Source organism: Staphylococcus piscifermentans (assembly GCF_900186985.1).
GTDB lineage: Bacteria > Bacillota > Bacilli > Staphylococcales > Staphylococcaceae > Staphylococcus > Staphylococcus piscifermentans.
The window spans coordinates 1,335,116-1,348,489 of record NZ_LT906447.1 but is presented as its reverse complement, the minus strand read 5'-3'; the positions used below and the strand labels follow the sequence as shown (position 1 = coordinate 1,348,489).

Annotated in this window: 12 protein-coding genes, 1 riboswitch and 1 other annotated feature; all 12 genes read right to left on the bottom strand. The window is 34.4% G+C overall.

The window, feature by feature from the left end; translation table 11 throughout:
* Positions 1-21: 21 nt before the first annotated feature.
* A complete protein-coding gene (gene ccsA / locus CKV71_RS06235; RefSeq protein WP_095104839.1) occupies positions 22-846 on the bottom strand; it encodes a cytochrome c biogenesis protein in 825 nt (274 codons plus the stop codon).
* Between the two features lie 22 nt (positions 847-868).
* Entirely contained in the window at positions 869-2,206 is a 1,338-nt protein-coding gene (hemA, locus tag CKV71_RS06230; protein WP_095104838.1) for a glutamyl-tRNA reductase, read from the bottom strand.
* Positions 2,207-2,486: 280 nt separating this feature from the next.
* The gene (gene yihA / locus CKV71_RS06225) at positions 2,487-3,074 is read right to left on the bottom strand and encodes a ribosome biogenesis GTP-binding protein YihA/YsxC (RefSeq protein ID WP_095104837.1); all 588 of its coding nucleotides are present in this window, start codon (positions 3,072-3,074) and stop codon (positions 2,487-2,489) included.
* A gap of 148 nt (positions 3,075-3,222) precedes the next feature.
* Positions 3,223-4,485 carry an ATP-dependent Clp protease ATP-binding subunit ClpX gene (gene clpX / locus CKV71_RS06220; RefSeq protein ID WP_095104836.1) on the bottom strand — a complete coding sequence of 421 codons (1,263 nt, stop codon included), beginning with the start codon at positions 4,483-4,485 and terminating at the stop codon, positions 3,223-3,225.
* A 363-nt stretch (positions 4,486-4,848) separates the two neighbouring features.
* Entirely contained in the window at positions 4,849-6,168 is a 1,320-nt protein-coding gene (gene tig / locus CKV71_RS06215) for a trigger factor (RefSeq protein WP_095104835.1), read from the bottom strand.
* 141 nt (positions 6,169-6,309) lie between these two features.
* A complete protein-coding gene (locus CKV71_RS06210; RefSeq protein WP_095104834.1) occupies positions 6,310-7,251 on the bottom strand; it encodes a hypothetical protein in 942 nt (313 codons plus the stop codon).
* 15 nt (positions 7,252-7,266) lie between these two features.
* On the bottom strand, positions 7,267-7,878 hold the full coding sequence (locus tag CKV71_RS06205) for an NUDIX domain-containing protein (RefSeq protein WP_095104833.1): 612 nt from the start codon (positions 7,876-7,878) through the stop codon (positions 7,267-7,269).
* Positions 7,879-8,020: 142 nt separating this feature from the next.
* On the bottom strand, positions 8,021-8,377 hold the full coding sequence (rplT, locus tag CKV71_RS06200; RefSeq protein ID WP_015900530.1) for a 50S ribosomal protein L20: 357 nt from the start codon (positions 8,375-8,377) through the stop codon (positions 8,021-8,023).
* A 111-nt stretch (positions 8,378-8,488) separates the two neighbouring features.
* The gene (rpmI, locus tag CKV71_RS06195) at positions 8,489-8,689 is read right to left on the bottom strand and encodes a 50S ribosomal protein L35 (RefSeq protein WP_015900531.1); all 201 of its coding nucleotides are present in this window, start codon (positions 8,687-8,689) and stop codon (positions 8,489-8,491) included.
* 30 nt (positions 8,690-8,719) lie between these two features.
* Positions 8,720-9,247 carry a translation initiation factor IF-3 gene (infC, locus tag CKV71_RS06190; RefSeq protein ID WP_095104832.1) on the bottom strand — a complete coding sequence of 176 codons (528 nt, stop codon included), beginning with the start codon at positions 9,245-9,247 and terminating at the stop codon, positions 8,720-8,722.
* 22 nt (positions 9,248-9,269) lie between these two features.
* Positions 9,270-9,409: a sequence feature (ribosomal protein L20 leader region), on the bottom strand.
* Between the two features lie 64 nt (positions 9,410-9,473).
* Complete coding sequence (locus CKV71_RS06185) at positions 9,474-10,961, bottom strand: amino acid permease (protein WP_095104831.1); 1,488 nt, start codon at positions 10,959-10,961, stop codon at positions 9,474-9,476.
* Positions 10,962-11,053: 92 nt separating this feature from the next.
* Positions 11,054-11,228, bottom strand: a riboswitch (Lysine riboswitch).
* A gap of 58 nt (positions 11,229-11,286) precedes the next feature.
* The gene (thrS, locus tag CKV71_RS06180) at positions 11,287-13,230 is read right to left on the bottom strand and encodes a threonine--tRNA ligase (protein ID WP_095104829.1); all 1,944 of its coding nucleotides are present in this window, start codon (positions 13,228-13,230) and stop codon (positions 11,287-11,289) included.
* Positions 13,231-13,374: the final 144 nt, after the last annotated feature.

Sequence of the window (13,374 nt, the reverse complement as noted above, 5' to 3'; positions counted from 1 at the left end):
CCGTTTCAATCTGGTCACTCACTAACCAAAGAAATTCGGAAAGTGAGATATAAACATTAAATTAAACATACTTAACATATATATCAGCATATTGAATAATACATAATTCAATGGACTCACTAATCTCTTAGTTCTAATAATAATGTATACGACATAGCAAATCATAATAATAATAGATGAAATTACTTTGGGATCGAAGAGTATTTTAAGACCGATTGTCTGAAATCCCCATTGCGCTCCTAGAATAACACCGATTATAAGAATAATTAAACCTATGAGCGTTGAATAAAACATAATCTTTTCTAAACTGAAGACACTGCCTATTCTAAAATACTTCTGATCAAAATGCTTTTGTTTAAGATTGCGATACTGAAGGATATACAGCGCACCGTTTACAAAAGCTAATGAAAAGAGCGCATAACTGATAATAGCTAACGAAACATGAATGATTAATAACTCATGATTCACATTAAATTCAGCATGACGTATAAATGACTCATTTGGGCGGAAAGTATGAATTGCCATTACTATAAAGCCGATTGTATTAAATAAAAAGATTGAAAAATCAAGTTGCTTCACAACGCTGATGACTATCGAAATCGAGAGTATCAGCCAATTTAAAAAATAGAATACATCAAAAACTGAACCTAAAGGGACTGCATGTATACTATTGATATATAAAGATAAAGAGATTGTTTGACACAACCAAACAATCCCCAAAGTGTAGAAACCTACCATTCTAATTTTATGATTCTTTTTGAAGAAATCATAAAAATAGCAAGAAATACTAAGTAAATAAATCAGCAACGTTATTTCATGGAAACGTACGAAAAATACATCTTGCATATCATCACCATACTAAGGCTGTTTATTCAAAACCTAAAATATGTCGTGCCGAGAGTTTACGTTCTTTTTTCTCTAGACTTTTTTTGTATTCACTTTCAGCTTCAATATCAAAAATGTTTTGAAACAGCTCTAATTTTTCACTGCTATTCTTATCGTTACTCAATTCTTTAGCCTGTTTAATAGGATCTTTCAACATTTGGTTAATGATGCTTTTAGTATGTTTAGATATAACCTTGCGTTCACGTTCGCTTAAATCCGGTAATTTACGGTCGATACTCGCCATGGTATCTTGTTGTATATTCATGGCTTTTTCACGAAGTGCACGGATAACAGGAACAACACCTAACATATTGACCCAATCATTATGTTCATTAATTTCTGTTGGAATTTGGTCAGCAATTTGTGCAGCAGCTGCTTCACGTTCTCTAAGGTTAGCATCTACTAATCCTTTCAAATCATCAATATCATAATTAAAGATATTCATATCAGATTCGATTGCAGGATCGATATCTCTAGGTACCGCTATATCGATTAAGACCATAGGCTCATGACGACGTTTTCTTAAAACTTTGTTCATCATATCTTGAGTAATAATATAGTTTTGTGCACTTGTTGAACTGATTACAATGTCTGCATTCACAAGTAATTCATCTAATTCATTGATGTCTGCATAATTTGTTTGATGTTTCTCAGCAAGTTGTTGTGCACGTTCTTTAGTTCTATTCACAACTGTAATGTTATCAAGACCAGAGCCTAGAAGATTAAGCAATGAAAGCTCACTCATTTCTCCAGCGCCAATAATTACTGCATGTTGTGATTTTAAATTTCCAAATACTTTTTTAGCTAATTCAACTGCAGCATATGATACACTGACCGCATTGTCTGCGATATCTGTTTCATGATGCGCACGTTTAGCAAATGTAACCGCTTGTTTAAATAAATGATTAAAAATTGTACCAGTCGTACCTTCTTCTTGAGCAATAAAGAATGCATCACGCATTTGTCCTAGAATTTGCGTTTCCCCCAACACAATTGAATCTAGTCCAGATGTCACTCTGAATAAATGCTCTACCGCTTCATCCCCTACCAAAGCTTCTGACATTGCTTTGATTTCTTCAACTTCTAAACCGAATTTACGTGCTAAAAAGCGTTGGATGTAGTAACGTCCTGTGTGAATTTGGTCTGCTACCGCATAAACCTCTGTGCGGTTGCAAGTTGATAAAATAACATTTTCTAATATCGACTTAGTTTCAAATAAGTCCATATGTGATTCACGTATGGCATCAGCTTTGAAAGCAACTTTTTCTCTAAGTGCTACATCTGCGGTACGATGGTTGATGCTAATCGCAATTATATGCATTTATAACGCCCTCCATACTATTGACAATACTCATATTATAACACACATGTGACAACCATAAAGTTATCAATCCACATTAATTATAAATATTCTAATCTAGCAAATATTTCATTCATAATTTCGTCAAATTTCTCCTATCACATATCTTTGTTGTCATAAAAATGTCAAATCTTCTTGTTGAAAATTATAAATAATGCTAAATTCGTTGTTATTTAAGCTTTCCCCACTTTTAGTATAATTAAAGCATGCTCTTCATTATAATTTTATCATGTAATAATTATTATAAATAACGTTGAATTGCATTCCAAATCGTCTGCTGATTTTTGTTATTAATTGATGAATAGCTTATAATTGTATCTTCTTCTTCAAGTTCTAGGCGCTCTTTGATTGCTTTAAGATGCTTTTGAATTTTACCTTTAGCAATTTTGTCTTCTTTCGTAGCAATAACCAACACAGGCAGCTCATAATATTTTAAGAAATCGTACATTAAAATATCGTCTTCAGTAGGGTTATGTCTAATGTCGATTAATTGGATGACTAATTTTAATTGTTCACGTTGTGTAATGTACTTTTCAATCATTTTTCCAAACTGCTCGCGTTGTGTTTTACTTACTTTCGCATAGCCATAACCTGGCACATCTACAAAAACCAGCTGATCATCTATATTATAAAAATTTAAAGTTTGCGTTTTGCCTGGCTGTTGAGAAGTACGCGCCATATTTTTTCGGCCTATCATGCTGTTGATAAAAGTAGATTTACCTACATTAGAACGGCCGCTTAATGCCACTTCTTCTAAACCCGTCTCAGGATATTGATCTGGCTTTACAGCACTTATCAATAATTCAATATTATTAGGATTTACTTCCATTTTCTCCCTCTTTTCTTTTAGTAATTCTTATCTTAGTCGCGTTATATTATATCAGAATTTTACAGAGTTTTGATATTTTTTTGTAAAACAAAAAACACCCCAAACTACTCATGATTGAGTAATTCGGAGTGTAGCTTCAAATTATCAATTAAGCTGATGTTTTTTCTAAATTAACTTCATTACCTTCAGCGTCATATAAATCTGGATTAGATTCGTTATTGATTGTATTTTCAGTGATAACCACTTTGGCAACATCTTCTGTTGACGGGATATCATACATAATTTCGATTAACGATTCTTCAATAATTGAGCGTAATCCACGTGCCCCTGTTTTACGTTCAATTGCTTTTTCAGCAATTGCAGTTAAAGCTTCTTCTGTGAATTCTAATTCTACGTGATCTAGCTCAAGCATTTTTTTGTATTGCTTAACTAAAGCGTTCTTAGGCTGAGTTAAGATATTTTTTAGCGCAGCGATATCTAATGTCTCTAAATTTGCAACGATTGGAATACGACCAATAAATTCTGGGATTAATCCGTATGATTGCAAATCTTCTGGACGAATGTGTTCAAGTAGTGCACTTTCGTCGTATTTAGCTGCTTCATTGCTTGCAAAGCCGATAACTTTTTCACCTAAACGGCGTTTGATAACTTCGTCGATACCATCAAAGGCACCACCTAAGATGAATAAGATATTAGTTGTATCGATTTGAATAAATTCTTGGTTTGGATGCTTACGACCACCTTGTGGCGGTACACTTGCAGTAGTACCTTCTAAAATTTTAAGCAAGGCTTGTTGTACACCTTCACCAGATACATCACGTGTGATTGAAGTATTTTCAGATTTACGTGCAATTTTATCGATTTCATCGACATAGATAATGCCTTTTTCAGCTTTATCAATATCAAAGTCAGCTGCTTGTATTAAGCGTAGTAAGATGTTTTCAACATCTTCACCCACATAACCTGCTTCAGTTAAGCTTGTAGCGTCGGCAATTGCAAACGGTACGTCTAACGTTTTAGCTAGTGTTTGAGCTAATAATGTTTTACCACTACCTGTTGGACCAATTAAGGCAACATTACTTTTTTGCAATTCTACCTCATCATCTTTAGGTCCAAGTTGTTGGATACGTTTGTAGTGATTATAAACAGCAACAGACAATGATTTTTTCGCTTTATCTTGTCCTATAACATAGTTATTTAATTGATCCATAATTTCTTTAGGAGTCGGTAAATCTGTGAATTCTTCTGTGGCTGTTTGAGCAAGTTCTTCTTCTACTATTTCAGAGCATAACTCAATACACTCGTTACAAATGTAGACACCGCTGCCTGCAACAAGTTTTTTAACTTGGTCTTGGTCCTTACCACAGAATGAGCATTTTAATTTTTCTTCATCTTCATTGAATTTGAACATTATTTTTTACACCCCTATTCCATAAAGACTATACTAAAACACTCTCAATGTTTCAATTGATGTGTTTATAACCTTTATATATTTCTATTTTGGGTATCCCTTTCTAATAAACTTTTGGGTAAATAAGCTTAATCAAGACACCCCATCTCATCGGAAAGATGGCTCGTATCGATAATATAATTTCATAATTTGAATATATCATTTACGCCAACTTATGCAACAAAATTGCTTACAATTACTATAACACAACTTAATCCAAATCAGAATTATTCCGATTATAAATCAAGTGTAGAGGATGAGATAGTAAATAATACTTATCTCACCCTCTACATGTCTAATTATAAATCTGATTCAATTCAATTATTAATCTTCTGATTTTTCTTCGTCGTCTTTTGAAGGTTCAACTAATTTAGCTTTATCTAATAATAAGTCGATTACTTTTTTAACACGTACATCGCCTTTAACGATATCAGTGTTGCCTAAAGTTTTCTTAATATCTTCTACTGAGATGTTGAATTGAGTGCTCATTGCTTCTAATTCTTTATCAACATCTTCTTCAGTTGCTTCAATTTCTTCTGCTTCTGCAATCGCAGTTAAGGTTAAGTTAGTTTTGACGCGTTCTTCTGCGTCATCTTTCATTTGTTCTCTCAATTGAGATTCATCTTGACCAGAAATTTGGAAGTAAGTTTCAAGATCTAAACCAGATTGTTGGATACGTTGTGCAAATTCTTGCATCATACGATCTAATTCATTATTAATCATAGCTTCAGGAATGTCTACTGAAGCATTGTTAACAGCTTTGTTGATAGCTTCTTCTTTTTCATCGTTTTCAGCTTTGACTTTCTTTTCTTCAGCCAAACGTTTACGAAGATTTTCTTTATATTCTTCAACGCTATCAGCTTCAGAGTCTAATTCATTAGCGATTTCATCGTCTAATTCTGGAACGTTTTTATATTTGATTTCATTAATTTTAACTTTGAATGTTGCTTCTTTACCTGCTAGTTCTTCAGCATGGTATTCTTCTGGGAATGTAACTTTAACGTCTTTTTCATCACCAGTTTTTAAACCAACAAGTTGTTCTTCAAAGCCAGGAATGAACATGCCAGATCCGATTTCTAAATCGTAACCTTCTGCTTGGCCGCCTTCGAATTGTTCGCCGTCAACATAACCGTCGAAATCGATATTGACAGTGTCGCCTTCTTCAACTTCACCGTCTTCTTTAATTACCATTTCAGCTAAATGACCTAAACTATGATCGATTGCTTCTTGTAATTCTTCGTCAGTTAATTCAGCATTTTGTTTTTCAATTTCAAGACCTTTATATTCACCAAGTTCAACTTCTGGCTGAACAGTTACAGTTGCATCGAATTTCAAATCTTTGCCTTTTTCGATTTGAGTCACGTCGATTTCTGGTTGATCAACAGGTTTGATACCTGTTTCTTCAATTGCTTCACCATAAGCTTCAGGAAGCAAAATATCTACTGCATCTTGGTATAAAGCTTCCACGCCAAAACGTTGTTCGAAAATTTGACGAGGTACTTTTCCTTTACGGAAACCAGGAATATTTACTTGTTTAACTACTTTCTTGAATGCTTGATCAATTGCTTGATCTACTTTTTCAGCTGGAACGGTAACAGATAATACGCCTTGGTTACCTTCCTTTTTTTCCCATGTTGCTTTCATGTCCAAAAACCTCCATAATCTTCCTATTTTAATTTTTTCAACTTCATCATTATAGCATACGTATAATATGGTTACAAACGTTGTGTTTAAGGTGTTCAAGCACGATTAAACTTACGATACAATATTAATTTAGTACCCTATTTATTGCTTAATATTCTTTTCTACTTTCGAAATCCATGCATAGACATCTTGATTTAAATTTTCAACAGATGCAAACGATAAATTCAGCATTTGCTCAATGTAATGATAAAATGTATTTACCCATACGTTTACGGTTGCTACTTCTTCTATCTCTAATGGATATAGTGCAATTGCAAAACTTTGGAGCATTTGAGAAATTTCACTTCTTAATTGGTCGCCATAGTTATCTTCGAATCTTTCTAATACTTTAGGTATCACGTGTTGCGTGAAAGAAGCGTACTCAAGCCCTGGCAGTCTAGCTGGATAAGCACTGAAATCAGTCTCATATTTACTAAAGTCAACTTTTTTCTCGTATTGTCCTTTTTTGAGATACTCTAATATAATGGTTTGCACATTAGAATGAAAGTTGTGGCTGGATAGTAATTCTGCAAATGTATCTATGAATCCGTACTGTCCTTCATGCATTAAATCAAAAATCAAATATAATTGTTGATTTACATTTAATTCGGTAAATTGCTGTATTCTAGCAATATAATGTTTCTTGTTTTCATTTAACTGCATTTGCGCATCTTCTTTAATGGGATACAATTGCATCCGAATATTATGATCTTCAACTTGTTCAATAATCTGATTAAATACTTCTATGCACTCATAATACTGTCCTAAACCATGTAAACTTGTTATATAATAAACCATCAATTGATTGTAAGCGTCAAAGCCTTGTTTTAATAGCACAATTGCTTCTTCTCTCAGCTCCAAATATTGTTCCATTCGCAACAGCATTTCACATTTTAATAATGCAAGTTCAGTTGTTAATTCAAATTCCTTTTCATATTTCATGAAAGTATCATACATTGGTTCATATTTTTCTTGTTCAAAATGTGTTTTAATATCTTTTATTAATTTTTCTTTGTTTTGCGGAAACGGAATGATATCTGACATTTATTACACCTACTTTTAATTAAATGCTTTCAGTATTAAAGCACTCCACGTTTCAAAGTCATCGTAATTTTCAATACGTCCTTGGTGCATCCAGTTAATTTTAAGTGTATCTGTCTCTTTTACTTCTACATTTTGAGTATCCACTCTTATTTTGAACACAATACCTAAATGTACTTCTCCTACTTCGTTAGTATCATCGTTAATAAATCCAAGGTATTCCATGTTTTGAGTTTTGCTCGGACTTAACCCGATTTCTTCTTCTAATTCTCTTTGAGCATTGACGCGCAATACTTCATTAACATTTTGAGCATCCATGACATCATTCATATGTCCGCCGACGCCAATTGATGATTGACCATGCAAACGTTCTTCGCCACCGCCAGAAAGTCGCTCATATACTAAAGTTTCACCTTTTTCGTTTTCTAATAGGCAGTAGGAAATCAACTGTTTATAATTTGGATCTTCTTCCATATCTCCACGTCGTTTAACTTCATATTGATCTAACGTATCAAAGATTTTTTCACCCATCGGATCATTTTTAGGTAAGAATCCATTAAAAGCATTCTTCTCATTATTAAAAACAACTTCTCTAGGTACTACTATAATTTTTTCATCGAATTTAGACATCTTAATCTCCTTTAAGTTTTTGTTATGTACTTGTTTGTATTTTATCAAAAATTTCAAAAACCCGTAAAGATGAACTCTATTATCATATAAAAAATACTCAATCATCGAATTTCTATCAATGATTGAGTATTTTAAAATAAGCTTATTTTAAAGCAGCTTTTGCTTTTTCTACTAATTCACCGAAAGCTTTGTCATCTGAAATAGCAATTTCAGAAAGCATTTTACGGTTGATATCGATGTCAGCTTGTTTTAAGCCGTTCATCAATTTAGAGTAGCTCATACCGTGGTTACGAGCTGCTGCATTGATACGAGTAATCCATAATTTACGGAAATCACGTTTTCTTTGACGGCGGTCACGGAATGCGTATTGACCTGATTTCATTACTTGTTGTTTTGCTGTTTTATATAAAGTACGTTTAGCGCCGAAGTAACCTTTTGCTAATTTGATTACTTTTTTACGACGTGCTCTTGTTACTGTTCCACCTTTAACACGTGGCATATTAAATTCCTCCTTGGTTATGTTTATAACACTTATATTTTAGTCGTTTTGAGTGATGGCAACCTTTGATTCAAAGCTGTTGTTCACTGATTTTGTTATCTATACGATCAATTATTTTTTGTAAGCTAATAATTGTTTTACGCGTTTCATATCACTTTTAGATACTAAGCTAGCTTTACGTAATTTACGTTTTTGTTTAGTGCTTTTGTTAGCGAATAAGTGAGATGTGAAAGCTCTTGAACGTTTTAATTTACCTGAAGCAGTTCTTTTAACACGTTTAGCTGCTCCGCGGTGTGTTTTCATTTTAGGCATAATGAAATTCCTCCTATAAATTTTAAAAAGTTATTTTTCTGCTGTTGGTGCAAGCATGATAAACATTTGACGACCTTCCATTTTAGGGCGTTGCTCAACTGTAGCGATATCTTTGCATTCGTCAGCAAATTTTTCTAATACACGTTGACCAATTTCCTTATGTGTAATGGCGCGTCCACGGAAACGAATTGAAACTTTACATTTATCACCTTTGCTCAAGAATTTACGTCCATTTTTCAACTTAGTTTGGAAATCATGTTCCTCAATTGTTGGGCTTAAACGAATTTCTTTAACATTGATAACTTTCTGTTTCTTTTTCATTTCTTTTTCTTTTTTCTGTTGCTCGAATTTATATTTGCCGTAATCCATAATACGAGCAACAGGAGGTTTAGCATTTGGCGCGACAACTACTAAATCTAAACCTACACGTTCAGCCATTTCTAATGCTTCACGTTTTTGTTTTACACCGATTTGTTCACCGTCTTGACCAATGACACGAATTTCTCTTGCGCGAATTCTTTCGTTAACTTGCGTTTGATCCTTTGCTATGGTTAACACCTCCGTTATATTTACGAAATATCCCAAGTAAAAAGAGCGGACACAGAAGTGCCCGCTCTTTTTCCATTACTCAACATGATAAGATTATCACGTTGTATTGGACCTGCCAACAGCTTCAATGCGTCGCTACAGGTGAGAAGCGGGAAGCTTCTACTTGGTTCGTTTCGTATTCAACGTATATAATCATATCAACTCTATTACTCAAAGTCAATCATTATTTTATTTTTTATTTGAATTGGCTCATATCCACATCTTGACGTAAATCCACATCTTTTAATGGGATTTTTTTAGTTTTATATCTTAGTTTGTGATAAATAAAGAATGCTAAGAATACAGGAATTCCCATATAAGTGATAATGAATCTATTTGGATCAAAATCACCTGTTTTAATGAAATCAACATCTTGTCCAATGATTACGATAACACATAATATGCCTGCAAAAATCGGACCGAATGGGAACCATTTTGCTTTGTATTTCAATTCGTATTTACTGTGCTGCTGTACATTAAATGCACGACGGAAACGATAATGACTTACTGCAATTCCGACCCATGCGATAAAGCCTGTCATACCACTTGCTGCTACAATATATTCATAGGCATCTCCACTTAATTTTTGCACTAGGAAAATAAGTACTACTACAAGTCCTGTAGCGAATAGTGAGATATAAGGCACCCCGCTATTAGACGTTTTACCGAAGGCTTTCGATGCAAGTTTGTCTTTACTCATTGAATATAACATTCTTGTAGAAGCATACATTCCTGAGTTACCAGCCGATAATACGGATGTTAAGATAACGGCATTCATAAATGATGCTGCAAATGCCAATCCTGCATTTTTGAAAACTAATGTAAATGGTGAAGTAGCAATGCTATCTCCACCACCCATAAGTGCTGAGCTTGAGTATGGAATTAACATACCAATAATGAAAATAGCTAAGATATAGAATAACAAAATTCTCCAAAACACTTGTTTAATCGCTTTCGGTACGGCTCTTTCAGGGTTCTCAGACTCTCCTGCAGTAATACCGATTAATTCAGTACCTTGGAACGAGAATCCAGCAATTAAGAATACACCTAATATAGATAATAAGCTTCCACCTAAACTACCTCCAAGAATTGGGCCATCACCAGATGTAAAGACTTCAAATCCGATAAATTTACCGCCCATAATACCGAAAATAGTTAACAAGCCGATAATGATAAAGATAATAACAGTTACCACTTTAATAAGCGCAAACCAATACTCACTTTCACCGTAAACTCTAACTGATAACGAGTTCAAAGCAAAAATAATGATAATAAATAGTACGCTCCAGCCCCAAGCCGGCATTATTTTCATTGGTTCCCAATACTGAATCACTTGTGCAGCAATTGTAACGTCTGCCGCTACAGTGATGACCCAGTTAAACCAGTAATTCCATCCTAATGCAAATCCAAGCGATGGATCGACAAAGCGTGTCGCATAAGTACTGAACGAACCTGAAACCGGCAAATAAGTGGCCATTTCTCCAAGTGATGTCATTAAGAAGAATACCATGATGCCAATAATTGAGTATGCAAGTAAAGCCCCTAACGGCCCTGCATCATGAATTGCACCGCCAGATGTCATAAATAAACCTGTTCCGATACATCCGCCAATCGCAATCATGGAAATATGGCGATCTTTCAGGCCTCTTTGAATGCCTGCATCTTGACTAGTTTTATTTTCCATAAACGTTTCCTTTCCTAGGATTAGAGGCTTGCAAAAAATAAAAAAACAATGATTGCAATTCCTAGATATGCAACCATTGTTTGACTTTATAAATATACGGTAGCACATCACATTTTGTGACAGTCCAGTTTCTATTCGAAAACTGTCCCAATATACAATAGTTATGGTTATTATATATTTCGGCATCTTTGCCTTTGACTCATTCAACCTACGCTCCACACAGCTTCTGATAAGTTACTCATCAAAGATGCAACCTCTAACACTTTTTTTAATATTTATTCAACTACATTGTAATATACCTTAATACCTCAGTTATTTCAAGGTCTTATTGTTGTCTTTGTTTTTTTAAACGAATTTCATCAACTAAATTCCAAATAAATTCATCTTTTTCTACAGTTTCTTGATCTTTAGAACCGTATTTTCTAACGTTTACTTCATTATTTTCAATCTCTTTATCACCAATTACAAGTTGATAAGGAATTTTATGCATTTGTGCTTCACGAATTTTATATCCCATTTTTTCATTACGATCATCGATTTCCACACGTACGCCTTGAGATTTCAATTCATCTTGAATTTGTCTTGCATAGTCGTAATGTAAATCAACGTTTACCGGAATAATTTCAACTTGTTTTGGTGCTAACCAAGTTGGGAATGCCCCTTTTGTTTCTTCAGTTAAGAAGGCAACAAAACGTTCCATTGTTGAAACCACACCACGGTGAATGACTACAGGACGATGTTCTTCACCATCTTTACCGATATAAGCAAGTTCAAATCTTTCAGGCAATAAGAAATCAAGTTGCGCTGTTGATAATGTTTCTTCTTTACCCATTGCTGTTTTAACTTGGACATCCAATTTAGGGCCATAGAATGCCGCTTCACCAATCGCTTCTTCATATGGCAAGCCCATTTCATCGACCGCTTCTTTCAACATCGCTTCTGCTTTTTCCCACATTTCGTCATCGTCAAAGTATTTTGCTTTGTCTTCAGGATCACGATAGCTTAATCGGAAGCTGTAATTTTTAAATCCGAAGTCTTCATATACATCAAGAATTAATTCAACAACTCGCTTGAATTCTTCTTTGATTTGATCAGGTCTCACAAAGATATGAGAGTCATTTAAAGTCATACCGCGCACACGTTGTAAGCCTGATACAGCACCACTGGCTTCATAACGATGCATTGTACCTAATTCTGCAATTCGGATTGGTAATTCTCTGTATGAATGTGGTTTATTTTTATAAATCATCATGTGATGTGGACAGTTCATTGGTCTCAAGACCATTTCTTCTGTTTCATCCAATTTCATTGGCGGGAACATGTCGTCTTGATAATGTTCCCAGTGTCCAGAAGTTCTATAAAGGTCAACATTAGCCAATACTGGAGTATATACATGGTCGTAACCTAATGCCACTTCTTTATCTACAATATAGCGTTCGATTTCACGACGGATTGTGGCACCATTCGGCAACCATAATGGCAACCCTGCACCTACAAGTTGACTATTCATAAACAAGTCTAATTCTTTACCGATTTTACGATGATCGCGTTCTTTACGTTCTTCCAACATTTTCAAGTGTGCTTTTAAATCTTTTTTATCGAAGAAAGCAGTACCATAAATACGTTGTAGCATTTTATTGTTGCTGTCGCCTCTCCAGTAAGCACCTGCAGTTGATAATAATTTGAATTCTTTAATTTTAGAAGTAGATGGAACATGGACCCCGCGGCATAAATCAGTAAATTCGCCTTGTGTGTATAATGTTACTGATTCGTCTTCTGGAATTGCATCTATTAATTCCAATTTATAAGGATCGTCTTTAAAGAATTCTTTTGCTTCTTCACGACTCACTACTTTACGTTCAATTTTATAATTTTCATTCACAATTTGTTTCATTGTTTTTTCAATTTCAGGAAAATCATCTGAAGAGATTTTGACATCTGTATCGAAATCATAATAGAAGCCTCCGTCAATTACTGGTCCTACTCCGAATTTCACATCTCCATACAAACGTTTTAATGCTTGTGCCATTAAGTGGGCAGTAGAATGACGTAAAACTTCTAAAGCTTCGTCACTTCCTGGAGTTACAATTTCAATTGATCCATCTTCTTCTAATGGACGAGTCAAATCCACCATTTTGTCGTTGAATTTACCAGCCACTGCTTTTTTACGAAGTCCTGGGCTGATAGACTGAGCAATTTCCTCAGTAGTAATACCTTTATCAAACTCTGTACTGTTTCCGTCTGGGAAAGTAATATTGATTTTATCCATTCATAAACGCCTCCAATATATAATCCTCTACGTAAAAACAAAAAAACCTCCTCCCAATAAAGGGACGAGGTTATCGCGATACCACCCTAGTTCAGATAAAAACATGATTCCCGCATGTCTTTATCTATCTCTGCATAAGATAAC

Coding starts and splice junctions, on each gene's coding strand:
- clpX (WP_095104836.1), bottom strand. CDS start 4,485: ATGTTCAAATTCAATGAAGATGAAGAAAAATTAAAATGCTCATTCTGT.
- thrS (WP_095104829.1), bottom strand. CDS start 13,230: ATGGATAAAATCAATATTACTTTCCCAGACGGAAACAGTACAGAGTTT.
- CKV71_RS06205 (WP_095104833.1), bottom strand. CDS start 7,878: ATGTCTAAATTCGATGAAAAAATTATAGTAGTACCTAGAGAAGTTGTT.
- CKV71_RS06185 (WP_095104831.1), bottom strand. CDS start 10,961: ATGGAAAATAAAACTAGTCAAGATGCAGGCATTCAAAGAGGCCTGAAA.
- hemA (WP_095104838.1), bottom strand. CDS start 2,206: ATGCATATAATTGCGATTAGCATCAACCATCGTACCGCAGATGTAGCA.
- CKV71_RS06210 (WP_095104834.1), bottom strand. CDS start 7,251: ATGTCAGATATCATTCCGTTTCCGCAAAACAAAGAAAAATTAATAAAA.
- rplT (WP_015900530.1), bottom strand. CDS start 8,377: ATGCCACGTGTTAAAGGTGGAACAGTAACAAGAGCACGTCGTAAAAAA.
- ccsA (WP_095104839.1), bottom strand. CDS start 846: ATGCAAGATGTATTTTTCGTACGTTTCCATGAAATAACGTTGCTGATT.
- rpmI (WP_015900531.1), bottom strand. CDS start 8,689: ATGCCTAAAATGAAAACACACCGCGGAGCAGCTAAACGTGTTAAAAGA.
- tig (WP_095104835.1), bottom strand. CDS start 6,168: ATGAAAGCAACATGGGAAAAAAAGGAAGGTAACCAAGGCGTATTATCT.
- yihA (WP_095104837.1), bottom strand. CDS start 3,074: ATGGAAGTAAATCCTAATAATATTGAATTATTGATAAGTGCTGTAAAG.